The organism is Pseudomonas kermanshahensis, assembly GCF_014269205.2.
GTDB classification, from domain to species: domain Bacteria; phylum Pseudomonadota; class Gammaproteobacteria; order Pseudomonadales; family Pseudomonadaceae; genus Aquipseudomonas; species Aquipseudomonas kermanshahensis.
Map to the genome: position 1 here is coordinate 83846 of NZ_JABWRY020000001.1, position 24986 is coordinate 108831.

The window sequence follows — 24986 nt, forward strand, 5'->3', positions numbered from 1 at the left end:
CTGGCTACAGAATTTCTTGACGACCATAGAGCATTGGAACCACCTGATCCCATCCCGAACTCAGTAGTGAAACGATGCATCGCCGATGGTAGTGTGGGGTTTCCCCATGTGAGAGTAGGTCATCGTCAAGATTCATTTCGCAAAACCCCTATCTGCGCGAGCAGGTAGGGGTTTTGTCTTTTCCGATCGAAAATAGTCCTTCCTGCGGTCTTTCCGGGCAGCCCTTTTCCTATGCAAGCCCCCTACCCATAGCTATCATGCCAGCCTTATTCCAAGTCGAGACTGGCATGCTGAAGTTGTTGAATCTCCTCAAGGATGGCCGGTTCCATTCCGGAGAAGCCTTGGGGGCAGCCCTCGGGGTGAGTCGCAGCGCCGTTTGGAAGCAGCTGCAGCACCTGGAGACTGAGCTGAACCTCACCATTCACAAGGTTCGTGGGCGTGGCTACCAGTTGGCGGCACCTCTCGCCCTGCTCGAATCACAAGCGATCAATGAGTTCGCCGAGGGTGAGCAGTGGCCTGTTTTCATCCACGAAACCATCGATTCAACCAATGCTGAAGGGCTTCGGCTTGCTAGCGAAGGTCAGCCGGCGCCATTCCTGGTCCTTGCCGAGCGCCAGAGCGCTGGGCGTGGCCGCCGCGGTCGACAATGGGTCAGTCCGTTCGCAGAAAACCTCTATTACAGTCTCGTCCTGCGTGTCGAAGGTGGCATGCGTCAGCTCGAAGGGCTGAGCCTGGTGGTGGGGTTGGCAGTGATGCGGACCCTGCAGGGCTTTGGAGTAAAGGATGTGGGGCTGAAATGGCCCAATGATGTGCTTGTTCGTGGGCAGAAGATCACCGGTATCTTGCTTGAGTTGGTCGGTGATCCTGCAGACGTGTGTCACGTTGTGCTTGGAATAGGTATCAATGTGAACATGCAAGCCAATGACCAGGTCGACCAGGAGTGGACCTCGATGCGGCGTGAGGTAGGCACCGCTATTGATCGCAACCGTCTGGTGGCGAAGCTCAGTCAACAGTTGCAGCATGAATTGGCGCGTCACCGCCGCTATGGTTTTGCTGCTTTCCAGGAAGAATGGGAGCAGGCGCATCTATGGCAGGGGCGTAATGTATCGCTTGTTGCCGGCAGTACTCGCATTGATGGGGTGGTGCTGGGGGTGGACGGGCAGGGCGGTTTGCGCCTTGAGGTCGAAGGTGTAGAAAAGAGCTTCAGTGGTGGTGAGCTCAGTTTGAGGTTGCGTGATGATTCTTGAGCTCGATTGCGGTAACAGCTTCATTAAATGGCGGGTGATTCACGCCGCCGACGCTACGATCGTGGGCGGCGGTATTGTCGATTCCGACCAGGCATTGGTTGCCGAGGTCAGTGCGTTGGCGTCGTTGCGTTTGTCTGGCTGCCGTATCGTCAGTGTGCGCAGCGAAGAAGAAACTGCGGCGCTCTGCGCACTGATCCGTCAGGCGTTCTCGGTAGTGGCGCGCGTTGCCGAACCTGCACAGCAAATGGCAGGGGTGCGTAATGGTTATGAAGACTACCAGCGCCTGGGCATGGATCGTTGGCTTGCGGCATTGGGTGCATTCCACCTGGCCAAAGGGGCTTGCCTGGTGATTGATCTTGGCACCGCCGCCAAATCCGATTTCATTGCCGCCGATGGCGAGCACTTGGGCGGTTACATCTGCCCGGGCATGCCGCTCATGCGCAGCCAGCTGCGTACGCATACACGGCGTATCCGCTATGACGATGCTTCGGCAGTACGCGCACTGACAAGCCTTGCCCCTGGCCGCTCGACGGTCGAGGCTGTGGAGCGTGGCTGTGTGTTGATGCTGCAGGGCTTTGCTCACACTCAGCTTGAGCAGGCGCGGGCGCTGTGGGGGGAGAATTTTACGGTGTTCCTTACCGGTGGGGATGCGCCGTTGGTGCGTGAAGCGGCACCGACGGCGCGCGTAGTCCCTGACCTGGTATTCGTTGGCCTGGCAATGGCCTGCCCACTGGACTGAGGTGCTTATGCGTTGGTTGTTTCTGCTGTTGCTGGTGCTCAACGTCTTCTATTACGTCTGGCACCAACAGGAAGCCCCGCTCAAGGCCAAGGATGTCGCCCCGCTGTCGTTGTACAAAGGTAGTCAGCAAGAAATTCGCCTGTTGCGTGAAACCGGTGTATCCGCGCCGGCCCGTCGTCGTGATGAATGCCTGGTAGTAGGTGGCCTGGCGGCAAAAGAGCAGCTCGATGCACTGCGCCAGCGGCTGTTGAGCCTGGATATCAATGCGTTGCCGGTGCTGGGTCAGTTACCGGGTGCTGATGGTCTCTGGCTCAAGATTTCCCCGGAAAGCGAGCGTTTGCTGGACCAAACAGTACTCGTCGCTCTTTCCAACGATTTCAAAGACTTAAAACATAAAATTATTTTCTGCCAGGGTATTGCAACTGGCGAATAGCTTGATAGAATGGCGCCCGCTTCACAGGGAACACCACTGAGGTGGTAGAGCTGGAAGCGGTGTCAAAGCAGCTAAGTTTCAGATTTGATTGAAAAAATTTGAAAAAACGCTTGACACTAGGGCGGCAGACAAATAGAATGCCGGCCACATCTGGAGGGATTCCCGAGCGGTCAAAGGGGACGGACTGTAAATCCGTTGCGAGAGCTTCGAAGGTTCGAATCCTTCTCCCTCCACCAGTTTTAGCGAGAGCCGCAAGCTCCGCGGGTATAGTTTAGTGGTAGAACCTCAGCCTTCCAAGCTGATGATGCGGGTTCGATTCCCGCTACCCGCTCCAAGTTTGCTGGATTTTGCGCAAAGTGTTTCGCTCTTGTAGCTCAGTTGGTAGAGCACACCCTTGGTAAGGGTGAGGTCAGCGGTTCAAGTCCGCTCAAGAGCTCCATATAAACAAGGCAGATATGAAAATATCTGCCTTTGTTTTATCAGCTTTATCAGCGTAAGACTATTTCTTCTGCGGAGGATTGTATCGATGGCTAAGGAAAAGTTTGATCGTTCCCTACCACACGTGAACGTTGGCACTATCGGCCACGTTGACCATGGTAAAACCACTCTGACCGCAGCTCTGACTCGCGTCTGCTCCGAAGTTTTCGGTTCGGCAGTCGTTGAGTTCGACAAGATCGACTCGGCTCCGGAAGAAAAAGCGCGCGGTATCACCATCAACACCGCTCACGTCGAGTACAACTCGAACATTCGTCACTACGCTCACGTCGACTGCCCAGGTCACGCTGACTACGTGAAGAACATGATCACCGGTGCTGCCCAGATGGACGGCGCGATCCTGGTTTGCTCGGCCGCCGATGGTCCGATGCCACAAACCCGTGAGCACATCCTGCTGTCCCGTCAGGTTGGCGTTCCGTACATCGTGGTCTTCCTGAACAAGGCTGACCTGGTAGACGACGCTGAGCTGCTGGAGCTGGTCGAGATGGAAGTTCGCGACCTGCTGTCCACCTACGACTTCCCAGGCGACGACACCCCGATCATCATCGGTTCGGCTCGTATGGCGCTGGAAGGCAAAGACGACAACGAAATGGGCACCAGCGCTGTCAAGAAGCTGGTTGAAACTCTGGACAGCTACATCCCAGAGCCAGAGCGTGCTATCGACAAGCCGTTCCTGATGCCAATCGAAGACGTATTCTCGATCTCGGGTCGTGGTACCGTTGTTACCGGCCGTATCGAGCGTGGTATCGTCCGCGTTCAAGATCCGCTGGAAATCGTTGGTCTGCGTGACACCACCACCACCACCTGCACCGGTGTTGAGATGTTCCGCAAGCTGCTGGACGAAGGTCGTGCTGGCGAGAACTGCGGCGTTCTGCTGCGTGGTACCAAGCGTGACGACGTTGAGCGTGGCCAGGTTCTGGTCAAGCCAGGTTCGGTCAAGCCGCACACCAAGTTCACCGCAGAAGTCTACGTCCTGTCGAAGGAAGAAGGCGGCCGTCACACTCCGTTCTTCAAAGGCTACCGTCCTCAGTTCTACTTCCGTACCACTGACGTGACCGGTAACTGCGAACTGCCGGAAGGCGTTGAAATGGTAATGCCAGGTGACAACATTCAGATGACTGTCACTCTGATCAAGACCATCGCAATGGAAGACGGTCTGCGCTTCGCTATCCGTGAAGGCGGTCGTACCGTCGGCGCCGGCGTCGTAGCAAAAATTATTGAATAAGTAGTTGATTTACTTGATCAGGCCGGTATAATGGCCGGCCTGATACAGCGTTACAGGTCAGTAGCTCAATTGGCAGAGCGACGGTCTCCAAAACCGTAGGTTGGGGGTTCGATTCCCTCCTGACCTGCCATTCACCTCGGTGTGATTGGCTTTCTTCTCACAGGATCCTCCCCGATGACTCCCAAAACTGAAGCCCAAGAATCGCGTTTTGATCTGTTCAAGTGGCTGGCTGTAGTTGCTTTGGTGGTTGTTGGCGTCGTGGGTAATCAGTATTACTCCGCCTCCCCAATCCTGTATCGCGTACTCGCACTGCTCGCCCTGGCTGCGGCTGCTGGCTTTGTTGCCTTGCAGACTGCGAAGGGTAAGTCGTTCTTTGCGCTGGCGAAGGAAGCTCGTACCGAGATCCGTAAAGTCGTGTGGCCGACCCGCCAAGAAACCACTCAGACCACGCTGATTGTCGTGGCTGTAGTTCTGGTTATGGCGCTGCTGTTGTGGGGTCTTGATTCCCTGCTCGGCTGGGCGGTCTCCTTGATTGTTGGCTAAGGGTGTCCCGTGGCTAAGCGTTGGTACGTAGTGCATGCTTACTCGGGTTACGAGAAGCATGTGATGCGCTCGCTGATCGAGCGCGTCAAGCTGGCTGGCATGGAAGACGGTTTCGGCGAAATTCTGGTTCCGACCGAAGAAGTCGTTGAAATGCGTAACGGCCAAAAGCGCAAAAGTGAGCGCAAATTCTTCCCTGGCTATGTTCTGGTCCAGATGGAGATGAACGAAGGGACTTGGCACTTGGTCAAGGATACCCCTCGTGTGATGGGCTTTATTGGTGGTACCGCAGACAAGCCTGCGCCAATCACTGATAAAGAAGCTGAGGCTATCCTGCGTCGCGTTGCCGACGGCAGCGACAAGCCGAAGCCGAAGACGCTGTTCGAGCCAGGTGAAGTGGTTCGTGTCATTGACGGCCCGTTTGCTGACTTCAATGGCAGTGTCGAAGAGGTTAACTACGAAAAGAGTCGCCTCCAGGTGGCGGTGCTCATTTTCGGTCGCTCTACTCCGGTAGAGCTCGAGTTCAGCCAGGTCGAGAAGGTCTAGGCGAACGAAGCATCCCATACCCCGCAGCCCTGTGTGCTGCGGGGTTTTGTCGTCACTGGGATAAAACGCAAGTCATCCGGGGAGCCATCTGGCGTTTGTACCCGATTTTGGAGTAGCTCATGGCTAAGAAGATTCAGGCTTACATCAAGCTGCAAGTTAAGGCCGGCCAGGCCAACCCAAGCCCACCCGTTGGTCCAGCACTGGGCCAACACGGTGTGAACATCATGGAATTCTGCAAGGCCTTCAACGCCCGTACTCAGGGTCAAGAAGCCGGCCTGCCGACTCCTGTGATCATCACTGTTTACAGCGACCGTAGCTTCACTTTCGAGACCAAGAGCACCCCTGCCTCGGTTCTGCTGAAGAAAGCTGCTGGCCTGACCAGTGGTTCGGCTCGTCCGAACACCGTTAAAGTCGGTACCGTGACCCGTGCTCAGCTCGAAGAGATCGCCAAGACTAAACAGGCTGATCTGACCGCTGCTGACCTGGACGCTGCTGTACGCACCATCGCTGGCTCTGCCCGCAGCATGGGCCTGAACGTGGAGGGTGTGTAATGGCTAAGCTGACCAAGCGCCAAAAGGCCATTGCTTCGAAAATCGAAGCTGGCAAAGTTTACAACTTCGAAGAAGCAGCAGTGCTGCTGGCCGAACTGTCCACCGTGAAGTTCAGCGAATCCTTCGACGTTGCCGTCAACCTCGGCGTTGACCCGCGTAAATCCGACCAGGTCGTTCGTAGCGCTACTGTGCTGCCACACGGCACTGGCAAGACCGTACGCGTTGCCGTCTTCACCCAGGGTCCAGCTGCTGAGGCCGCTCTGGCTGCCGGCGCTGACCGTGTAGGTATGGACGATCTGGCTGCAGAAATGAAAGCCGGCGACCTGAACTATGACGTCGTCATCGCATCGCCTGATGCCATGCGCGTTGTTGGTCAGCTGGGTCAGGTTCTGGGTCCTCGCGGCCTGATGCCTAACCCGAAAGTGGGTACTGTGACTCCAGACGTAGCCGGCGCTGTCAAAAACGCCAAGGCTGGTCAGGTTCGCTACCGTACCGACAAGAACGGTATCATTCACACCTCCGTTGGCAAAGTCGGCTTCGAAGCTGGCAAGCTGAAGGAAAACGTTGAAGCCCTGATCGCTGATCTGAAGCGTATCAAGCCAGCTTCTTCGAAAGGTATCTACGTCAAGCGCGTTACCCTGAGCACCACTATGGGCCCAGGCCTGGTCATCGACCAGGGTTCGCTGAACGCGTAAGACCATGGCGGTGCGACGTGTCGCGCCGCCAGCAAAAAATTGGGGTCCCTGCCTGGCGGGGGCTATCCAAGACCGTAGGCGGCGCAAGCCTTAAACCACAAGCCTACGCAGATGGTGCTCCCGATTCGTTATCGAATCAGACACCAAAACGACATCCGGCTTCGGCCAGATGAAACGGTAGAAACCAGGAGTAAACCCGTGGCAATTAAACTCGAAGACAAGAAGGCCATCGTCGCTGAAGTCAACGAGGCTGCCAAAGTCGCTCTGTCCGCTGTCGTGGCTGATGCCCGTGGTGTGACTGTAGGCGCAATGACCGGACTCCGTAAAGAGGCTCGTGAAGCTGGCGTTTACGTACGTGTCGTACGTAACACCCTGCTCAAGCGCGCTGTTGCCGATACTGAATTCAGTGTCCTCAACGACGCCTTCACTGGCCCGACCCTGATCGCTTTCTCCAACGAACACCCGGGCGCTGCTGCTCGTCTGTTCAAAGAGTTCGCCAAGGGTCAGGACAAGTTCGAGATCAAGGCAGCTGCGTTTGACGGCAAATTCATTGCCGCCAACCAGATCGATGTACTGGCTACCTTGCCGACCCGTGACGAAGCTATCGCACGTCTGATGAGCGTGATTCAAGGCGCCACCAGCAAGCTGGCTCGTACTCTGGCGGCCGTTCGCGACCAGAAAGAAGCTGCTGCTGCCTAAGGCGGCGTAACCTCTTTCAAAATCATTTGTTTAATTTGATGGCTGCGAAGGCTGTCACCCCAATACAGGATTTAAGTCATGTCCCTGACTAACGAGCAAATCATCGAAGCAATCGGCCAGAAAACCGTTCTGGAAGTTGTTGAGCTGATCAAAGCTATGGAAGAAACCTTCGGCGTTACCGCTGCTGTTGCCGCTGCTGGCCCAGCTGCTGCTGCTGCCGTTGTTGAAGAGCAAACCGAGTTCAACGTTGTTCTGGTTGAAGCCGGCGAGAAGAAAGTAAACGTGATCAAGGCCGTTCGTGAACTGACCGGTCTGGGCCTGAAAGAAGCCAAAGAGAAAGTCGACGGCGCTCCTCAGGTCGTAGCTGAAGGCGTTTCGAAAGAAGCCGCTGAAGACGCTAAGAAGAAGCTGGAAGAAGCAGGCGCTAAAGTCGAGCTGAAGTAATTTCGACTTTGCGATGCCAGCCTGAGCGTTGAGCACAAGGCTGATGGCTGGTGGCTTATGCCACCGGCCTTTTTCCGTTATTGGTGGCCGATCAGATCGGCCCCGATAACGAGCTGCAAGACACCCATGTGGGTGGCGCAAACCAAGGGGTTTGCACGATTTTCTGGCTGCTCCCGCCGGGAGAAGCCAAACAAGCAGGTGACCAAGCTGGGGAACGCTGATGGCTTACTCATACACTGAGAAAAAACGTATCCGCAAGGACTTTAGCAAGTTGCCGGACGTCATGGATGTGCCTTACCTCCTGGCCATCCAGCTGGATTCGTATCGCGAATTCCTGCAAGCGGGAGCATCCAAGGATCAGTTCCGCGACGTCGGCCTGCACGCGGCCTTCAAATCGGTATTCCCGATCATCAGCTACTCCGGCAATGCTGCCCTGGAGTACGTAGGCTATCGCCTGGGCGAACCCGCCTTCGATGTGAAGGAATGTGTCCTGCGTGGCGTGACCTTCGCGGTCCCACTGCGGGTCAAGGTGCGCCTGATCATCTTCGACAAGGAATCGTCGAACAAAGCGATCAAGGACATCAAAGAGCAAGAAGTCTACATGGGTGAAATCCCCCTGATGACTGAGAACGGTACCTTCGTAATCAATGGTACCGAGCGTGTGATCGTTTCCCAGCTGCACCGTTCGCCTGGTGTGTTCTTCGACCACGACCGTGGCAAGACGCACAGCTCCGGCAAGCTGCTGTACTCCGCTCGCATCATCCCTTACCGCGGCTCCTGGCTGGACTTCGAGTTCGACCCGAAGGACTGCGTGTTCGTGCGTATCGACCGTCGCCGCAAACTGCCGGCCTCGGTACTGCTGCGCGCACTGGGTTACAGCACCGAAGAGGTTCTGAACACCTTCTACACCACCAACGTGTTCCACGTTTCCGGCGAAAAACTCAGCCTGGAACTGGTACCTCAGCGTCTGCGTGGTGAAGTTGCGGTCATGGACATCCATGACGAAACCGGCAAGGTCATTGTCGAGCAGGGTCGCCGCATCACTGCGCGCCACATCAACCAGCTCGAGAAAGCCGGCGTCAAGCAGCTCGACGTTCCTATGGAATACGTCCTGGGTCGCACCACCGCCAAGGCTATCGTGCATCCGGCTACCGGCGAGATCCTGGCCGAGTGCAACACCGAGCTGACCACCGAGCTGCTGATCAAGGTCGCCAAGGCACAGGTCGTCCGTATCGAGACCCTGTACACCAACGACATCGATTGCGGTCCGTTCATCTCGGACACCCTGAAGATCGACACCACCAGCAACCAGCTGGAAGCCCTGGTCGAAATCTATCGCATGATGCGTCCAGGCGAGCCGCCAACCAAGGATGCTGCCGAGACCCTGTTCAACAACCTGTTCTTCAGCGCCGAGCGTTACGACCTGTCCGCCGTAGGCCGCATGAAGTTCAACCGTCGTATCGGTCGTACCGAGATCGAAGGTTCGGGCGTGCTGAGCAAGGAAGACATCGTCGAGGTCCTCAAGACCCTGGTCGACATCCGTAACGGCAAAGGCATCGTCGACGACATCGACCACCTGGGTAACCGTCGCGTACGTTGCGTCGGCGAGATGGCCGAGAACCAGTTCCGTGTTGGCCTGGTGCGCGTTGAGCGTGCGGTCAAGGAACGTCTGTCGATGGCCGAAAGCGAAGGCCTGATGCCGCAAGACCTGATCAACGCCAAGCCGGTAGCGGCGGCGGTGAAAGAGTTCTTCGGTTCCAGCCAGCTGTCGCAGTTCATGGACCAGAACAACCCGCTCTCCGAGATCACCCACAAGCGCCGCGTTTCTGCACTCGGCCCTGGCGGTCTGACCCGTGAGCGTGCTGGCTTCGAAGTCCGTGACGTACACCCGACCCACTACGGCCGTGTGTGCCCGATCGAGACCCCTGAAGGTCCGAACATCGGTCTGATCAACTCCCTGGCAGCCTATGCCCGCACCAACCAGTACGGCTTCCTCGAAAGCCCGTATCGCGTGGTGAAGGAAGGCGTGGTCAGCGACGACATCGTGTTCCTGTCGGCCATTGAAGAAGCGGATCACGTTATCGCCCAGGCTTCGGCCGCGATGAACGAGAAGAAGCAGCTGATCGATGAGCTGGTAGCGGTTCGTCACCTGAACGAATTCACCGTCAAGGCGCCAGAAGACGTCACCTTGATGGACGTTTCGCCGAAGCAGGTTGTTTCGGTCGCAGCGTCGCTGATTCCGTTCCTCGAGCACGACGACGCCAACCGTGCACTCATGGGTTCGAACATGCAGCGTCAGGCTGTACCGACCCTGCGCGCTGACAAGCCGCTGGTAGGTACCGGCATGGAGCGCAACGTTGCCCGTGACTCCGGCGTCTGCGTCGTTGCCCGTCGTGGCGGCGTGATCGACTCGGTCGATGCCAGCCGTATCGTCGTGCGTGTTGCCGATGACGAAGTCGAAACCGGTGAAGCAGGTGTAGATATCTACAACCTGACCAAATACACCCGTTCGAACCAGAACACTTGCATCAACCAGCGTCCGCTGGTCAGCAAGGGTGATGTGGTCAAGCGTCACGACATCATGGCCGACGGCCCGTCCACCGATATGGGTGAACTGGCACTGGGTCAGAACATGCGCATCGCGTTCATGGCGTGGAACGGCTTCAACTTCGAAGACTCCATCTGCCTGTCCGAGCGTGTGGTTCAGGAAGATCGCTTCACCACGATCCACATTCAGGAGCTGACCTGTGTGGCGCGTGACACCAAGCTTGGCCCAGAGGAAATCACCGCAGACATCCCGAACGTGGGTGAAGCTGCGCTGAACAAGCTGGACGAAGCCGGTATCGTTTACGTAGGTGCTGAAGTCGGCGCTGGCGACATTCTGGTTGGTAAGGTCACTCCGAAAGGCGAGACCCAGCTGACGCCGGAAGAGAAGCTGCTGCGTGCCATCTTCGGTGAGAAGGCAAGCGACGTTAAAGACACCTCCCTGCGTGTGCCAACCGGCACCAAGGGTACTGTCATCGACGTCCAGGTCTTCACCCGTGACGGCGTTGAGCGCGACAGTCGCGCCCTGGCCATCGAGAAGATGCAGCTGGACGAGATCCGCAAGGACCTCAACGAAGAGTTCCGCATCGTCGAAGGTGCAACCTTCGAGCGTCTGCGTTCCGCCCTGAACGGCCAAGTGGTCGACGGTGGTGCGGGCCTGAAGAAAGGCACCGTGATCACTGACGAAGTACTGGACGGTCTGGAGCACGGCCAGTGGTTCAAACTGCGCATGGCCGAAGACGCGCTGAACGAACAGCTGGAAAAGGCTCAGGCTTACATCGTCGATCGCCGTCGTCTGCTGGACGACAAGTTCGAAGACAAGAAGCGCAAGCTGCAGCAAGGCGACGACTTGGCGCCGGGCGTACTGAAGATCGTCAAGGTCTACCTGGCTATCCGCCGCCGCATCCAGCCGGGCGACAAGATGGCAGGCCGTCACGGTAACAAAGGTGTGGTCTCGGTGATCATGCCGGTCGAAGACATGCCGCACGACGCCAACGGTACTCCGGTCGACGTCGTACTGAACCCACTGGGCGTACCTTCGCGTATGAACGTCGGTCAGATCCTTGAAACCCACCTGGGCCTCGCGGCCAAAGGCCTGGGCGAGAAGATCGACCGGATGCTCGAAGAACAGCGCAAAGCCGCTGAGCTGCGCGTGTTCCTGACCGAGATCTACAACGAGATCGGCGGTCGTCAGGAAAGCCTGGAAGAGTTCACCGATGCAGAGATCCTTGCCCTGGCGAACAACCTGAAGAAGGGCGTGCCTATGGCTACCCCAGTCTTCGACGGTGCCAAGGAAAGCGAGATCAAGGCCATGCTGAAACTGGCAGACATGCCAGAAAGCGGCCAGATGGTGCTGTTCGATGGCCGTACCGGCAACAAGTTCGAGCGTCCTGTGACCGTTGGTTACATGTACATGCTCAAGCTGAACCACTTGGTGGACGACAAGATGCACGCGCGTTCCACTGGTTCCTATAGCCTGGTTACCCAGCAGCCGCTGGGTGGTAAGGCGCAGTTCGGTGGTCAGCGTTTCGGGGAGATGGAAGTGTGGGCGCTGGAAGCATACGGCGCGGCATACACCCTGCAAGAAATGCTCACAGTGAAGTCGGACGACGTGAACGGCCGTACCAAGATGTACAAGAACATCGTGGATGGCGATCACCGTATGGAGCCGGGCATGCCCGAGTCCTTCAACGTGTTGATCAAAGAGATCCGTTCGCTCGGTATCGATATCGATCTGGAAACCGAATAACACGTGACGCGAAGGGGAGCGGGGCAGGTAATGCCCGCTTCCTGCTCCGCCAGGAGGAAAGGCCTTGAAAGACCTACTGAATTTGCTGAAAAACCAGGGTCAAGTCGAAGAGTTCGACGCCATCCGCATCGGTCTGGCGTCGCCTGAAATGATCCGTTCGTGGTCGTTCGGTGAAGTTAAGAAGCCGGAAACCATCAACTACCGTACGTTCAAACCCGAGCGTGACGGCCTGTTCTGCGCCAAGATCTTTGGCCCAGTCAAGGACTACGAGTGCCTGTGCGGCAAGTACAAGCGCCTCAAGCACCGCGGTGTGATCTGCGAGAAGTGCGGCGTTGAAGTTGCCCTGGCCAAGGTTCGTCGTGAGCGCATGGCGCACATCGAACTGGCCTCGCCGGTTGCCCACATCTGGTTCCTGAAGTCGCTGCCGTCCCGTATCGGCCTGCTGATGGACATGACCCTGCGTGATATCGAGCGCGTTCTCTACTTCGAGAGCTACGTCGTTATCGACCCGGGCATGACCACCCTTGAAAAAGGCCAGCTGCTGAACGACGAGCAGTACTTCGAAGCGCTGGAAGAGTTCGGTGACGACTTCGACGCCCGCATGGGTGCCGAGGCTGTCCGCGAGCTGCTGCACGCTATCGACCTGGAGCACGAGATCGGCCGCCTGCGCGAAGAGATTCCGCAGACCAACTCGGAAACCAAGATCAAGAAGCTGTCCAAGCGCCTGAAGCTGATGGAAGCTTTCCAGGGCTCGGGCAACCTGCCTGAGTGGATGGTCCTGACCGTCCTGCCAGTACTGCCGCCGGACCTGCGTCCGCTGGTACCGCTGGATGGCGGCCGCTTCGCGACCTCCGACCTGAACGACCTGTATCGTCGGGTGATCAACCGTAACAACCGTCTGAAGCGCCTGCTCGATCTGTCGGCGCCGGACATCATCGTGCGCAACGAAAAGCGCATGCTGCAGGAAGCGGTCGACGCCCTGCTGGACAACGGCCGTCGCGGTCGCGCCATCACTGGCTCGAACAAGCGTCCGCTGAAGTCCCTGGCTGACATGATCAAAGGTAAGCAAGGTCGTTTCCGTCAGAACTTGCTCGGTAAGCGCGTGGACTACTCCGGTCGTTCGGTAATTACCGTAGGCCCGACCCTGCGTCTGCACCAGTGCGGTCTGCCGAAGAAAATGGCCCTCGAGCTGTTCAAGCCGTTCATTTTCGGCAAGCTGGAAATGCGTGGTCTGGCGACCACCATCAAGGCTGCCAAGAAGATGGTCGAGCGCGAGCTGCCAGAGGTGTGGGACGTTCTCGCCGAGGTCATCCGCGAACACCCCGTACTGCTCAACCGTGCACCGACCCTTCACCGTCTGGGTATCCAGGCGTTCGAGCCTGTGCTCATCGAAGGTAAGGCGATCCAGCTGCACCCGTTGGTCTGTGCGGCGTACAACGCCGACTTCGACGGTGACCAGATGGCCGTTCACGTACCGCTGACGCTGGAAGCCCAGCTCGAAGCGCGCGCGCTGATGATGTCGACCAACAACATTCTGTCGCCAGCCAACGGTGAGCCAATCATCGTTCCGTCGCAGGACGTTGTACTGGGTCTGTACTACATGACCCGTGAAGCCATCAACGCCAAGGGCGAAGGTCGCGTATTCGCAGACCTGCAAGAAGTCGACCGCGTATTCCGCGCCGGCGAAGCTGCCCTGCACGCGAAAATCAAGGTCCGTATCAACGAGACCGTGAATGACCGTGATGGCTCCATCACCAAGAACACCCGCATCGTCGACACCACCGTCGGCCGTGCGCTGTTGTTCCAGGTTGTACCGGCAGGTCTGCCGTACGACGTGGTCAACCAGCCGATGAAGAAGAAAGCGATCTCCAAGCTGATCAACCAGTGCTACCGCGTGGTTGGTCTGAAAGAGACCGTCATCTTCGCTGACCAGCTGATGTACACCGGTTTTGCCTACTCGACCATTTCCGGCGTTTCGATCGGTGTTAACGACTTCGTTATCCCGGACGAAAAAGCCCGCATCATCGGTACTGCTACCGACGAAGTGAAGGAAATCGAGAGCCAGTACGCCTCCGGCCTGGTAACCCAGGGCGAGAAGTACAACAAGGTCATCGACTTGTGGTCGAAGGCGAACGACGAAGTGTCCAAGGCGATGATGGCCAACCTCTCGAAAGAGAAGGTCATCGACCGCGAGGGCAAGGAAGTCGAGCAAGAGTCCTTCAACTCGATGTACATGATGGCTGACTCGGGTGCGCGGGGTTCCGCAGCACAGATCCGTCAGCTGGCCGGTATGCGTGGTCTGATGGCCAAGCCGGACGGCTCGATCATCGAGACGCCGATCACCGCGAACTTCCGTGAAGGTCTGAGCGTACTCCAGTACTTCATCTCGACTCACGGTGCTCGTAAGGGTCTGGCGGATACCGCACTGAAAACTGCGAACTCCGGTTACCTGACGCGTCGTCTGGTAGACGTGGCGCAAGATCTGGTCGTGACCGAGATCGACTGTGGCACCGACCACGGCCTGCTGATGACTCCGCACATCGAAGGCGGTGACGTTGTCGAGCCGCTGGGTGAGCGCGTACTGGGTCGTGTCATTGCCCGCGACGTGTTCAAGCCAGGCACCGAGGACGTCATCGTCCCGGCCGGTACCCTGGTTGACGAGCAGTGGGTCGAGTTCATCGAGCTGAACAGCATCGACGAAGTTATCGTGCGTTCGCCGATCAACTGCGAAACCCGCTACGGTATCTGCGCCAAGTGCTACGGTCGTGACCTGGCTCGTGGTCACCAGGTGAACATCGGTGAAGCTGTCGGCGTTATCGCTGCACAGTCGATCGGTGAGCCGGGTACCCAGCTGACCATGCGTACGTTCCACATCGGTGGTGCTGCAAGCCGGACCTCGGCTGCCGACAGCGTCCAGGTGAAGAACGGCGGTATGGTTCGTCTGCACAACCTGAAGCAGGTCGTGCGCGCCGATGGCAACCTGGTTGCCGTATCGCGTTCCGGCGAGCTGGCCATTGCCGATGAATTCGGTCGTGAGCGTGAGCGTTACAAGCTGCCTTACGGTGCGGTCATTTCGGTCAAGGAAGGTGACAAGGTCGAAGCTGGCGCCATCGTCGCCAAGTGGGACCCGCACACCCACCCGATCGTTACCGAGCTGAAAGGTACCGTGACCTTCGTGGGCATGGAAGAAAACATCACCATCAAGCGTCAGACCGACGAACTGACTGGTTTGACCAACATCGAAGTTCTGGACGTCAAGGATCGCCCTGCCGCAGGCAAGGAAATCCGTCCGGCAATCAAGATGGTCGATGCCAACGGCAAGGACCTGTACCTGCCAGGTACCGACGTACCGGCTCAGTACTTCCTGCCGGCCAACGCCCTTGTCGGTGTGGCTGACGGTGCACAGATCGGTGTTGGTGACGTTATCGCGCGTATCCCGCAAGAAACGTCGAAGACCCGTGACATCACCGGTGGTCTGCCGCGCGTTGCTGACTTGTTCGAAGCGCGCCGTCCGAAAGAAGCCTCGATTCTGGCTGAAGTCAGCGGCACCATCGCGTTCGGTAAAGAGACCAAAGGCAAGCGCCGTCTGGTCATTACGCCGACCGACGGTAGCGATCCGTACGAAGAGCTGATTCCGAAGTGGCGCCACCTGAACGTCTTCGAAGGCGAACAGGTAAACCGCGGCGAAGTTATCTCCGACGGCCCGAGCGATCCGCACGACATCCTGCGTCTGCTGGGTGTGAGCGCGCTGGCCAAGTACATCGTCAACGAGATCCAGGACGTTTACCGCCTGCAAGGCGTTAAGATCAACGACAAGCACATCGAGACCATCCTGCGTCAGATGCTGCGTAAGGTCGAGATCGCCGAGTCGGGTGATTCCAGCTTCATCAAGGGCGACCAGATGGAACTGACTCACGTACTGGTCGAGAACGAGCGTCTCGCTAGCGAAGACAAGTTCATCTCGAAGTTCTCGCGTGTGCTGCTGGGTATCACCAAGGCGTCGCTGTCGACCGAATCGTTCATCTCCGCGGCTTCCTTCCAGGAAACCACCCGCGTACTGACCGAAGCGGCTGTCACCGGCAAGCGCGATTACCTGCGCGGCCTGAAAGAGAACGTGGTCGTGGGTCGTCTGATCCCGGCCGGTACTGGTCTGGCTTACCACAGCGAGCGCAAGCGCCGCCGTGATGCCGACAAACCGCTGCGTGTGAGCGCCAGTGAGGTGGAAGCCGCACTGACCGAAGCGCTGAATTCCAGCGGTAACTAAGTACAGGGCAGGGCCCCGGCAAGCCCCGAACGGCCATCGTCGACATGAATTGTTGCCGATGACCGGGCGGGGAGGGCCGGGGCCTCGTCTTGACTGGGTGCAAGATCCTCCGTAGACTTTTGTACCCTTAAATTTGGTGAGGCTCCGTCTCGCCAATTTTTGGCTTTCTTGCAAGACAATAGAGTCGCAAGACAATCAGTGGAGCTAGTAGATGGCAACTATCAACCAGCTGGTACGTCAGCCGCGTAAGCGTTCGGTCGAGAAGTCCGACGTTCCTGCGCTGCAGAACTGCCCGCAACGTCGTGGCGTGTGCACCCGCGTGTACACCACCACGCCGAAAAAACCTAACTCGGCACTGCGTAAAGTTTGCCGTGTGCGTCTGACCAACGGTTTCGAGGTTTCCTCGTACATCGGCGGTGAAGGCCACAACCTGCAAGAGCACAGCGTCGTCCTGATCCGTGGCGGCCGTGTAAAAGACTTGCCAGGTGTTCGTTACCACACCGTTCGCGGCTCTCTGGATACTTCGGGCGTTAAAGGCCGTAACCAGGGTCGTTCGAAGTACGGTACCAAGCGTCCGAAGTAATCGGTCGTTTGCACCCATCCATTTTTTTGAGTCGATAAGAGTAAGGTCGGGCAGGGGTCGAAGACCCACGTCCCGGGCTAACCTGAAGACCGTTTGAGGGCTTATCATGCCAAGACGTCGTGTAGCAGCAAAACGTGAGATTCTGGACGATCCTAAGTACGGATCCCAAATCCTCGCCAAGTTCATGAACCACGTGATGGAAAGCGGCAAGAAGGCCGTGGCCGAGCGCATCGTTTACGGTGCACTGGACAAGGTCAAAGAGCGCAAGAACAGCGACCCCCTGGAAATCTTCGAGAAAGCTCTCGACGCCATCGCTCCGCTGGTCGAAGTAAAGTCCCGTCGTGTCGGCGGTGCCACTTACCAGGTTCCGGTTGAAGTTCGTCCATCCCGTCGTAATGCTCTGGCAATGCGCTGGCTCGTAGACTACGCCCGCAAGCGCGGCGAGAAGTCGATGGCTCTGCGCCTGGCTGGCGAGCTGCTGGATGCTGCTGAAGGCAAGGGTGCTGCAGTCAAGAAGCGTGAAGACGTTCACCGTATGGCTGAAGCCAACAAAGCGTTCTCGCACTACCGCTTCTAATTCAAGCATCAATCATTTTGCGAGGGCTTTATGGCTCGTACTACAGCAATTAACCGCTACCGTAACATTGGTATCTGTGCCCACGTTGACGCGGGCAAGACCACCACTACCGAGCGGATCCTGTTCTACACAGGCCTGAGCCACAAGATGGGCGAGGTGCACGACGGCGCCGCGACCACCGACTGGATGGTTCAGGAGCAGGAGCGGGGTATTACCATTACCTCCGCTGCCGTAACTACCTTCTGGAAAGGCTCCGTTGGTCAGTACGACAACTACCGCGTAAACGTCATCGATACCCCTGGCCACGTTGACTTCACCATTGAAGTAGAGCGTTCGCTGCGCGTACTCGACGGCGCGGTCGTTGTGTTCTGCGGTACCTCCGGCGTTGAACCTCAGTCCGAAACCGTATGGCGTCAGGCCAACAAATACGGCGTTCCACGTGTTGTTTACGTGAACAAGATGGACCGTGCCGGTGCAAACTTCCTGCGCGTCGTAGGTCAGATCAAGAACCGTCTGGGTCACACCCCGGTTCCTGTTCAGCTGGCCATCGGTTCGGAAGATAACTTCCAGGGTCAGGTCGACCTGATCAAGATGAAGGCTATCTACTGGAACGACGACGACAAAGGCACCACCTATCGCGAGGAAGAAATTCCTGCCGATATGCTGGAGCTGGCTGAAGAGTGGCGCTCCAACATGGTTGAGGCGGCTGCCGAGGCCAGCGAAGAGCTGATGAACAAGTACCTGGAAGGCGAAGAGCTGACCGTCGAAGAGATCAAAGCCGGTCTGCGCGCGCGCACCCTGGCCAGCGAAATCGTACCGGCCGTCTGCGGTTCGTCGTTCAAGAACAAGGGCGTTCCCCTGGTTCTCGACGCCGTCATCGACTACCTGCCTGCTCCGACCGAGATTCCTGCAATCCAGGGTATCAACCCGGACGACAAGGATCTGGACAAAGACGATCCGGCTGTTCGTAAAGACGAGCGTCACGCTGACGACGACGAGCCGTTCTCGGCTCTGGCGTTCAAGATCGCGACTGACCCGTTCGTGGGTACTCTTACCTTCGTTCGCGTCTACTCGGGTGTTCTGACCTCCGGTGACTCCGTCATCAACTCGGTCAAGGGCAAGAAAGAGCGCGTTGGTCGTATGGTGCAGATGCACGCCAACCAGCGTGAAGAGATCAAGGAAGTGCGCGCTGGCGACATCGCGGCCCTGATCGGCATGAAGGACGTGACCACAGGCGAAACCCTGTGCAACGCCGACAAGCCAATCATCCTTGAGCGTATGGACTTCCCTGAGCCGGTTATTTCGCTCTCCGTAGAGCCGAAAACCAAGGCTGACCAGGAGAAGATGGGTATCGCTCTGGGCAAACTGGCCCAGGAAGACCCGTCGTTCCGCGTCAAGACCGACGAAGAGACTGGTCAGACCATCATCTCGGGCATGGGTGAGCTGCACCTGGACATCCTCGTTGACCGCATGAAGCGCGAGTTCAACGTCGAAGCCAACATCGGTAAGCCTCAGGTTTCGTACCGCGAGAAGATCACCAAGTCCAACGTCGAGATCGAAGGCAAGTTCGTTCGTCAGTCGGGCGGTCGTGGTCAGTTCGGTCACTGCTGGATCCGTTTCTCGGAGCCGGACGTCGACGAGAAGGGCAATATCACCGAAGGTCTGGTCTTCACCAACGAAGTCGTTGGTGGTGTGATTCCTAAGGAATTCATCGCCCCGATCCAGAAGGGTATCGAAGAGCAGATGAAAAACGGCGTTGTTGCCGGCTATCCGCTGCTCGGCCTGAAGGCCACGGTATTCGACGGTTCGTACCACGACGTCGACTCCAACGAAATGGCGTTCAAAATCGCTGCTTCGATGGCGACCAAGCAACTGGCCCAGAAGGGCGGTGGCGTGGTGCTTGAGCCGATCATGAAGGTCGAAGTTGTAACCCCGGAAGACTACCTGGGTGACGTGATGGGTGACCTGAGCCGTCGTCGCGGGATGATCCAGGGTAATGAAGACTCGGTGTCCGGCAAGGTAATCACTGCTGAGGTACCGCTCGGAGAAATGTTCGGTTATGCGACCGACGTTCGTTCCATGTCTCAGGGTCGCGCAAGCTACTCCATGGAATTCTCCAAATACGCCGAAGCTCCGTCGAACATCGTCGAAGCACTCGTTAAAAAACAAGGCTAATCCCCTTTAGGCAAGAGGTTCACTGTCGTGGCTAAAGAAAAATTTGATCGTTCCCTTCCCCACGTTAACGTCGGCACCATCGGCCACGTTGACCACGGTAAGACCACTCTGACCGCAGCTCTGACTCGCGTCTGCTCCGAAGTTTTCGGTTCGGCAGTCGTTGAGTTCGACAAGATCGACTCGGCTCCGGAAGAAAAAGCGCGCGGTATCACCATCAACACCGCTCACGTCGAGTACAACTCGAACATTCGTCACTACGCTCACGTCGACTGCCCAGGTCACGCTGACTACGTGAAGAACATGATCACCGGTGCTGCCCAGATGGACGGCGCGATCCTGGTTTGCTCGGCCGCCGATGGTCCGATGCCACAAACCCGTGAGCACATCCTGCTGTCCCGTCAGGTTGGCGTTCCGTACATCGTGGTCTTCCTGAACAAGGCTGACCTGGTAGACGACGCTGAGCTGCTGGAACTGGTCGAGATGGAAGTTCGTGACCTGCTGTCCACCTACGACTTCCCAGGCGACGACACCCCGATCATCATCGGTTCGGCTCGTATGGCGCTGGAAGGCAAAGACGACAACGAAATGGGCACCAGCGCTGTCAAGAAGCTGGTTGAAACTCTGGACAGCTACATCCCAGAGCCAGAGCGTGCTATCGACAAGCCGTTCCTGATGCCAATCGAAGACGTATTCTCGATCTCGGGTCGTGGTACCGTTGTTACCGGCCGTATCGAGCGTGGTATCGTCCGCGTTCAAGATCCGCTGGAAATCGTTGGTCTGCGTGACACCACCACCACCACCTGCACCGGTGTTGAGATGTTCCGCAAGCTGCTGGACGAAGGTCGTGCTGGCGAGAACTGCGGCGTTCTGCTGCGTGGTACCAAGCGTGACGACGTTGAGCGTGGCCAGGTTCTGGTCAAGCCAGGTTCGGTCAAGCCGCACACCAAGTTCACCGCAGAAGTCTACGTCCTGTCGAAGGAAGAAGGCGGCCGTCACACTCCGTTCTTCAAAGGCTACCGTCCTCAGTTCTACTTCCGTACCACTGACGTGACCGGTAACTGCGAACTGCCGGAAGGCGTTGAAATGGTAATGCCAGGTGACAACATTCAGATGACTGTCACTCTGATCAAGACCATCGCAATGGAAGACGGTCTGCGCTTCGCTATCCGTGAAGGCGGTCGTACCGTCGGCGCCGGCGTCGTAGCCAAAATCATCGAGTAATCACTCGACCGATTGAAAAAACCCCCGCTCAGCGGGGGTTTTTTTTATTGGGTTGACACTAAATTGGGGCGTCTATAGAATCACGCCTCCTTTTAGCGGGCGTAGTGCGTCCGTTGGGAACAGCCTGGAGTCTGAAATCCAATGCAAAATCAGCAAATCCGTATCAGGTTGAAGGCTTTCGACCATCGCCTGATCGACCAATCCACCCAGGAAATCGTGGAAACCGCGAAACGTACTGGTGCACAAGTGCGTGGTCCAATTCCACTGCCTACCCGCAAAGAGCGTTTCACCGTTCTGGTCTCCCCGCACGTCAACAAAGACGCGCGTGACCAGTACGAGATTCGCACTCATAAGCGTGTTCTGGACATCGTCCAGCCAACGGATAAAACCGTTGACGCGCTGATGAAGCTTGATCTCGCGGCAGGTGTGGAAGTGCAGATCAGCCTCGGCTAAGACTTCGGTCTTGTCCGTGTAACGCTCTGAAATGGGCGGCCATAGCGGGTGAAAGCCCCGTACACTCATGAGGTTACAACATGACTATTGGTGTAGTCGGTCGTAAATGCGGTATGACCCGCGTTTTCACCGAAGAAGGTGTCTCCATTCCGGTCACGGTCATTGAGATCGAGCCGAATCGCGTCACCCAGTTCAAGACTGAAGAAACCGATGGCTACCGTGCAGTGCAAGTCACTGTCGGCGAGCGTCGTGCTTCGCGTGTGACTGCTGCTCAAGCAGGTCACTTCGCTAAAGCGAACGTTGCCGCTGGTCGCGGTGTCTGGGAGTTCCGCCTTGAAGAAGGCGAGTTCCAGGCTGGCGACTCGATCAAAGCTGAACTCTTCACTGCAGGCCAGCTGGTAGACGTTACTGGTCAGTCCAAAGGTAAAGGCTTCGCCGGTACCATCAAGCGCTGGAACTTCCGTGGTCAGGACAACACCCACGGTAACTCCGTGTCGCACCGCGTCCCAGGCTCCATCGGCCAGTGCCAGACTCCTGGTCGTGTGTTCAAGGGCAAGAAAATGTCCGGTCACATGGGCGCCGAGCGCGTGACTGTTCAGTCCCTGGAAGTAGTACGCGTAGACGCTGAACGCAACCTGCTGCTGATCAAGGGTGCCGTACCTGGCGCTACTGGCGGCGACGTGGTTGTACGTCCGGCTGTCAAGGCTCGCGGTTAAGGGGAAACTGACATGCAACTTAATGTAAATGACGCTCAGGCGATCGAAGTTTCCGAACTGACTTTCGGTGGCGAATTCAACGAGACGCTGGTTCACCAAGCAGTCGTGGCCTACATGGCCGGCGGCCGTCAGGGCACCAAGCAGCAAAAGACCCGTTCCGACGTGGCTGGTGGCGGTAAGCGCCCATGGCGTCAGAAGGGTACTGGCCGTGCTCGTGCTGGTACCACTCGTGGTCCGATCTGGCGTGGCGGTGGTGTTACCTTCGCAGCTCGCCCTCAAGATCACTCGCAAAAGCTCAACAAGAAGATGTATCGCGCAGCTCTGCGCTCCATCCTCGCTGAGCTGGTGCGTAGCGACCGTCTGGTCGTGGTTCAGGACTTCGCTGTTGAAGCACCGAAAACCAAAGATCTGCTGAACAAGCTGAACGGCATGGGTCTGAGCGATGTTCTGATCGTTTCGGACGCTGTTGATCAGAACCTGTACCTGGCTGCTCGCAACCTGCCACACGTCGATGTACGTGACGTGCAAGGTTCCGACCCGGTCAGTCTGATCGCATACGAGAAAGTGTTGATCACTGTCTCGGCCGTGAAGAAATTCGAGGAGCTGCTGGGATGAACCAGGAACGCGTATTCAAAGTCCTCCTTGGCCCGCACGTTTCCGAGAAGGCTACCGTTCTGGCTGAGAAAAAAGGCCAGTTCGTATTCAAGGTTGCTACTGACGCAACCAAGCTGGAAATCAAGAAAGCTGTCGAAGGCCTGTTCAACGTAAAAGTTGAAAACGTGTCGACCGTTAACGTTCTGGGTAAAACCAAGCGTACCGCACGTGGTCTGGGCAAGCGTAATGACTGGAAGAAGGCAATTGTCTCCCTTCAGCCAGGCCAAGATCTCGATTTCAGCAGCAGTGCTGAGTAAGGAAGGGGTGCATCATGGCAATCGTTAAATGCAAACCGACTTCCCCTGGCCGCCGTTTCGTGGTCAAGGTGGTCAACAAGGAGCTCCACAAGGGCGCTCCTCACGCACCGCTGCTCGAGAAGAAATCGAAGTCTGGTGGTCGTAACAACAATGGCCGCATTACCACTCGTCACGTTGGTGGTGGTCATAAGCAGCATTACCGTCTGGTCGACTTCCGTCGCAACGACAAAGATGGCATCCCAGCCACTGTCGAGCGTATCGAATACGATCCAAACCGTACTGCTCACATCGCCCTGCTGTGCTATGCAGACGGTGAGCGTCGCTACATCATCGCCCCTAAAGGCGTGAGCGCTGGCGACCAGCTGATCGCAGGTTCCCTGGCCCCAATCAAGGCCGGTAACTCCCTGCAGCTGCGTAACATCCCAGTAGGTAGCACCATTCACGGCATCGAACTGAAGCCGGGTAAAGGTGCACAGATCGCTCGTTCCGCTGGTGCTTCGGCTCAGCTGATCGCTCGCGAAGGTGTCTACGTGACCCTGCGTCTGCGCTCTGGTGAAATGCGTAAAGTACTGGCTGAGTGCCGTGCGACCCTGGGCGAAGTCTCGAACTCCGAGCACAGCCTGCGTTCGCTGGGTAAAGCAGGTGCCAAACGCTGGCGCGGCGTTCGCCCAACCGTTCGTGGCGTTGCCATGAACCCGGTTGACCACCCGCATGGTGGTGGTGAAGGTCGTACCTCCGGTGGTCGTCATCCGGTATCGCCATGGGGCTTCCCAACCAAGGGTGCTAAAACCCGTGGTAATAAGCGTACCGACAACATGATCGTCCGTCGTCGCAAGTAACTAGAGGGATACGACAGTGCCACGTTCTCTGAAAAAAGGTCCTTTTATCGATCTTCACCTGTTGAAGAAGGTCGAAGTGGCGGTGGAGAAGAACGATCGCAAGCCAGTTAAAACCTGGTCGCGTCGCTCGATGATCCTGCCACAAATGGTCGGTCTGACCATCGCGGTTCACAACGGTCGCCAACATGTCCCAGTTCTCGTGAACGAAGACATGGTCGGCCACAAACTGGGCGAGTTCGCCGGTACCCGCACCTATCGCGGGCACGTGGCTGACAAGAAAGCCAAGCGTTAAGGGGTAAGGAAATGGAAGTAGCCGCTAAGTTGTCGGGCGCTCGCATCTCCGCCCAGAAAGCCCGCTTGGTCGCCGACCAGATCCGCGGGAAGAAGGTGGGCGAAGCGCTCAACCTGTTGGCCTTCAGCAGCAAAAAAGCCGCTGAAATCATGAAGAAAGTCCTCGAGTCGGCCGTTGCCAACGCCGAACACAACGAAGGCGCAGACGTTGATGACCTGAAGGTCTCCACCGTCTTCGTCAACGAAGGGCGTTCGCTGAAGCGCATCATGCCACGTGCCAAAGGCCGTGCTGATCGCATCGTCAAGCGGTCTTGCCATATCACTGTCAAGGTTGCGGACAAGTAACGGAGTCGATCAGATGGGTCAGAAAGTACATCCCACTGGCATTCGCCTGGGAATCGTCAAGGAGCACACCTCCGTCTGGTACGCAGACGGTGCTACTTACGCAGATTACCTGTTGAAGGATCTGAAAACACGTGAGTACCTCCAAGACAAACTAAAAAGCGCGTCCGTAAGCCGTATCGATATTCATCGTCCGGCTCAAACTGCACGCATCACCATCCACACCGCTCGTCCCGGTATCGTTATCGGTAAGAAAGGTGAGGATGTCGAGAAGCTGCGTCAGGACCTGACCAAGCAGATGGGTGTGCCTGTGCACATCAACATCGAAGAGATCCGCAAGCCGGAACTCGACGCTATGCTGGTTGCGCAGAGCGTAGCTCAGCAGCTGGAACGCCGCGTAATGTTCCGTCGCGCCATGAAGCGCGCCGTACAGAACGCCATGCGTATTGGTGCCAAGGGCATCAAGATCCAGGTGAGCGGTCGTCTCGGCGGCGCCGAGATTGCTCGTACCGAGTGGTATCGCGAAGGTCGTGTGCCTCTGCACACCCTGCGTGCCGATATCGACTACAACACCTACGAAGCTCACACCACTTACGGTGTGATCGGTGTGAAGGTTTGGATCTTCAAAGGCGAAGTTATTGGTGGTCGCCAAGAAGAACTGAAACCACAAGCACCAGCGCCTCGTAAAAAAGCTGCTAAGTAAGGG

General features: G+C 57.2%; 25 protein-coding genes, 4 tRNA genes and 1 rRNA gene. All 30 read left to right on the forward strand.

Features of this window, described 5'->3' with window-relative positions; genetic code table 11:
- Positions 1–15: 15 nt before the first annotated feature.
- The 30 genes from rrf (at position 16) to rpsC (ending at position 24983) form a co-directional block, all read left to right on the forward strand.
- Positions 16–131 (forward strand): 5S ribosomal RNA (gene rrf / locus HU764_RS00375).
- 156 nt (positions 132–287) lie between these two features.
- The gene (gene birA / locus HU764_RS00380) at positions 288–1247 is read left to right on the forward strand and encodes a bifunctional biotin--[acetyl-CoA-carboxylase] ligase/biotin operon repressor BirA (protein ID WP_186682783.1); all 960 of its coding nucleotides are present in this window, start codon (positions 288–290) and stop codon (positions 1245–1247) included.
- Entirely contained in the window at positions 1237–1986 is a 750-nt protein-coding gene (locus tag HU764_RS00385; RefSeq protein ID WP_027595483.1) for a pantothenate kinase, read from the forward strand. The genes birA and HU764_RS00385 overlap by 11 nt, the downstream gene beginning before the upstream one ends.
- Positions 1987–1993: 7 nt before the next feature.
- Entirely contained in the window at positions 1994–2419 is a 426-nt protein-coding gene (locus tag HU764_RS00390) for a hypothetical protein (protein ID WP_099452742.1), read from the forward strand.
- Positions 2420–2571: 152 nt separating this feature from the next.
- Positions 2572–2655, forward strand: a tRNA-Tyr gene (locus HU764_RS00395).
- A gap of 24 nt (positions 2656–2679) precedes the next feature.
- Positions 2680–2753, forward strand: a tRNA-Gly gene (locus HU764_RS00400).
- 29 nt (positions 2754–2782) lie between these two features.
- Positions 2783–2858: transfer RNA gene (locus HU764_RS00405), tRNA-Thr, on the forward strand.
- Between the two features lie 87 nt (positions 2859–2945).
- Positions 2946–4139, forward strand: a complete 1194-nt coding sequence (tuf, locus tag HU764_RS00410; RefSeq protein ID WP_016484647.1) for an elongation factor Tu — start codon at positions 2946–2948, stop codon at positions 4137–4139.
- Between the two features lie 54 nt (positions 4140–4193).
- Positions 4194–4269: transfer RNA gene (locus HU764_RS00415), tRNA-Trp, on the forward strand.
- A 44-nt stretch (positions 4270–4313) separates the two neighbouring features.
- The gene (gene secE / locus HU764_RS00420) at positions 4314–4682 is read left to right on the forward strand and encodes a preprotein translocase subunit SecE (RefSeq protein ID WP_027595465.1); all 369 of its coding nucleotides are present in this window, start codon (positions 4314–4316) and stop codon (positions 4680–4682) included.
- A 9-nt stretch (positions 4683–4691) separates the two neighbouring features.
- Positions 4692–5225, forward strand: coding sequence for a transcription termination/antitermination protein NusG (gene nusG / locus HU764_RS00425; RefSeq protein WP_003255501.1), 534 nt, complete (start codon positions 4692–4694; stop codon positions 5223–5225).
- 119 nt (positions 5226–5344) lie between these two features.
- Complete coding sequence (rplK, locus tag HU764_RS00430; protein ID WP_027595466.1) at positions 5345–5776, forward strand: 50S ribosomal protein L11; 432 nt, start codon at positions 5345–5347, stop codon at positions 5774–5776.
- A complete protein-coding gene (gene rplA, locus HU764_RS00435) occupies positions 5776–6471 on the forward strand; it encodes a 50S ribosomal protein L1 (protein ID WP_027595467.1) in 696 nt (231 codons plus the stop codon). The genes rplK and rplA overlap by 1 nt, the downstream gene beginning before the upstream one ends.
- Positions 6472–6669: 198 nt before the next feature.
- Complete coding sequence (rplJ, locus tag HU764_RS00440) at positions 6670–7170, forward strand: 50S ribosomal protein L10 (protein WP_027595468.1); 501 nt, start codon at positions 6670–6672, stop codon at positions 7168–7170.
- A gap of 78 nt (positions 7171–7248) precedes the next feature.
- Entirely contained in the window at positions 7249–7614 is a 366-nt protein-coding gene (gene rplL / locus HU764_RS00445) for a 50S ribosomal protein L7/L12 (protein WP_007957596.1), read from the forward strand.
- Positions 7615–7664: 50 nt separating this feature from the next.
- Positions 7665–7835 carry a hypothetical protein gene (locus HU764_RS00450; RefSeq protein ID WP_155951450.1) on the forward strand — a complete coding sequence of 57 codons (171 nt, stop codon included), beginning with the start codon at positions 7665–7667 and terminating at the stop codon, positions 7833–7835.
- Positions 7835–11908 (forward strand): DNA-directed RNA polymerase subunit beta, encoded by a 4074-nt coding sequence (rpoB, locus tag HU764_RS00455; RefSeq protein ID WP_027595469.1) that lies wholly within the window; start codon positions 7835–7837, stop codon positions 11906–11908. Before HU764_RS00450 ends, rpoB begins: the two co-directional genes overlap by 1 nt.
- A 64-nt stretch (positions 11909–11972) precedes the next feature.
- Positions 11973–16172: a DNA-directed RNA polymerase subunit beta' gene (gene rpoC / locus HU764_RS00460; protein ID WP_186682785.1), complete on the forward strand. Its 4200-nt coding sequence runs from the start codon at positions 11973–11975 to the stop codon at positions 16170–16172.
- 211 nt (positions 16173–16383) lie between these two features.
- Complete coding sequence (gene rpsL, locus HU764_RS00465) at positions 16384–16755, forward strand: 30S ribosomal protein S12 (protein ID WP_003255492.1); 372 nt, start codon at positions 16384–16386, stop codon at positions 16753–16755.
- Positions 16756–16861: 106 nt separating this feature from the next.
- A complete protein-coding gene (rpsG, locus tag HU764_RS00470) occupies positions 16862–17332 on the forward strand; it encodes a 30S ribosomal protein S7 (RefSeq protein WP_008089143.1) in 471 nt (156 codons plus the stop codon).
- A 30-nt stretch (positions 17333–17362) separates the two neighbouring features.
- On the forward strand, positions 17363–19507 hold the full coding sequence (gene fusA / locus HU764_RS00475) for an elongation factor G (RefSeq protein WP_027595471.1): 2145 nt from the start codon (positions 17363–17365) through the stop codon (positions 19505–19507).
- 27 nt (positions 19508–19534) lie between these two features.
- Positions 19535–20728 (forward strand): elongation factor Tu, encoded by a 1194-nt coding sequence (gene tuf / locus HU764_RS00480; RefSeq protein ID WP_016484647.1) that lies wholly within the window; start codon positions 19535–19537, stop codon positions 20726–20728.
- 141 nt (positions 20729–20869) lie between these two features.
- Positions 20870–21181, forward strand: a complete 312-nt coding sequence (gene rpsJ, locus HU764_RS00485) for a 30S ribosomal protein S10 (protein WP_003186070.1) — start codon at positions 20870–20872, stop codon at positions 21179–21181.
- 80 nt (positions 21182–21261) lie between these two features.
- Positions 21262–21897: a 50S ribosomal protein L3 gene (rplC, locus tag HU764_RS00490; RefSeq protein WP_027594871.1), complete on the forward strand. Its 636-nt coding sequence runs from the start codon at positions 21262–21264 to the stop codon at positions 21895–21897.
- Between the two features lie 12 nt (positions 21898–21909).
- On the forward strand, positions 21910–22512 hold the full coding sequence (gene rplD, locus HU764_RS00495; protein WP_003255485.1) for a 50S ribosomal protein L4: 603 nt from the start codon (positions 21910–21912) through the stop codon (positions 22510–22512).
- Positions 22509–22808 carry a 50S ribosomal protein L23 gene (rplW, locus tag HU764_RS00500; RefSeq protein WP_003255484.1) on the forward strand — a complete coding sequence of 100 codons (300 nt, stop codon included), beginning with the start codon at positions 22509–22511 and terminating at the stop codon, positions 22806–22808. Before rplD ends, rplW begins: the two co-directional genes overlap by 4 nt.
- Before the next feature lie 14 nt (positions 22809–22822).
- Positions 22823–23647 carry a 50S ribosomal protein L2 gene (gene rplB, locus HU764_RS00505; RefSeq protein WP_027594872.1) on the forward strand — a complete coding sequence of 275 codons (825 nt, stop codon included), beginning with the start codon at positions 22823–22825 and terminating at the stop codon, positions 23645–23647.
- A gap of 16 nt (positions 23648–23663) precedes the next feature.
- A complete protein-coding gene (rpsS, locus tag HU764_RS00510; RefSeq protein ID WP_003255482.1) occupies positions 23664–23939 on the forward strand; it encodes a 30S ribosomal protein S19 in 276 nt (91 codons plus the stop codon).
- Positions 23940–23950: 11 nt separating this feature from the next.
- Positions 23951–24283, forward strand: a complete 333-nt coding sequence (gene rplV / locus HU764_RS00515) for a 50S ribosomal protein L22 (protein ID WP_003103908.1) — start codon at positions 23951–23953, stop codon at positions 24281–24283.
- A 13-nt stretch (positions 24284–24296) separates the two neighbouring features.
- Complete coding sequence (gene rpsC, locus HU764_RS00520; protein WP_003255481.1) at positions 24297–24983, forward strand: 30S ribosomal protein S3; 687 nt, start codon at positions 24297–24299, stop codon at positions 24981–24983.
- Positions 24984–24986: the final 3 nt, after the last annotated feature.

What these genes read in the sequence shown, in the direction of transcription:
- birA (WP_186682783.1), top strand. Translation starts at nt 288, where the DNA reads ATGCTGAAGTTGTTGAATCTCCTCAAGGATGGCCGGTTCCATTCCGGA.
- HU764_RS00385 (WP_027595483.1), top strand. Translation starts at nt 1,237, where the DNA reads ATGATTCTTGAGCTCGATTGCGGTAACAGCTTCATTAAATGGCGGGTG.
- HU764_RS00390 (WP_099452742.1), top strand. Translation starts at nt 1,994, where the DNA reads ATGCGTTGGTTGTTTCTGCTGTTGCTGGTGCTCAACGTCTTCTATTAC.
- tuf (WP_016484647.1), top strand. Translation starts at nt 2,946, where the DNA reads ATGGCTAAGGAAAAGTTTGATCGTTCCCTACCACACGTGAACGTTGGC.
- secE (WP_027595465.1), top strand. Translation starts at nt 4,314, where the DNA reads ATGACTCCCAAAACTGAAGCCCAAGAATCGCGTTTTGATCTGTTCAAG.
- rplK (WP_027595466.1), top strand. Translation starts at nt 5,345, where the DNA reads ATGGCTAAGAAGATTCAGGCTTACATCAAGCTGCAAGTTAAGGCCGGC.
- rplA (WP_027595467.1), top strand. Translation starts at nt 5,776, where the DNA reads ATGGCTAAGCTGACCAAGCGCCAAAAGGCCATTGCTTCGAAAATCGAA.
- rplL (WP_007957596.1), top strand. Translation starts at nt 7,249, where the DNA reads ATGTCCCTGACTAACGAGCAAATCATCGAAGCAATCGGCCAGAAAACC.
- rpoB (WP_027595469.1), top strand. Translation starts at nt 7,835, where the DNA reads ATGGCTTACTCATACACTGAGAAAAAACGTATCCGCAAGGACTTTAGC.
- rpsL (WP_003255492.1), top strand. Translation starts at nt 16,384, where the DNA reads ATGGCAACTATCAACCAGCTGGTACGTCAGCCGCGTAAGCGTTCGGTC.
- rpsG (WP_008089143.1), top strand. Translation starts at nt 16,862, where the DNA reads ATGCCAAGACGTCGTGTAGCAGCAAAACGTGAGATTCTGGACGATCCT.
- fusA (WP_027595471.1), top strand. Translation starts at nt 17,363, where the DNA reads ATGGCTCGTACTACAGCAATTAACCGCTACCGTAACATTGGTATCTGT.
- rpsJ (WP_003186070.1), top strand. Translation starts at nt 20,870, where the DNA reads ATGCAAAATCAGCAAATCCGTATCAGGTTGAAGGCTTTCGACCATCGC.
- rplC (WP_027594871.1), top strand. Translation starts at nt 21,262, where the DNA reads ATGACTATTGGTGTAGTCGGTCGTAAATGCGGTATGACCCGCGTTTTC.
- rplD (WP_003255485.1), top strand. Translation starts at nt 21,910, where the DNA reads ATGCAACTTAATGTAAATGACGCTCAGGCGATCGAAGTTTCCGAACTG.
- rplW (WP_003255484.1), top strand. Translation starts at nt 22,509, where the DNA reads ATGAACCAGGAACGCGTATTCAAAGTCCTCCTTGGCCCGCACGTTTCC.
- rplB (WP_027594872.1), top strand. Translation starts at nt 22,823, where the DNA reads ATGGCAATCGTTAAATGCAAACCGACTTCCCCTGGCCGCCGTTTCGTG.
- rplV (WP_003103908.1), top strand. Translation starts at nt 23,951, where the DNA reads ATGGAAGTAGCCGCTAAGTTGTCGGGCGCTCGCATCTCCGCCCAGAAA.
- rpsC (WP_003255481.1), top strand. Translation starts at nt 24,297, where the DNA reads ATGGGTCAGAAAGTACATCCCACTGGCATTCGCCTGGGAATCGTCAAG.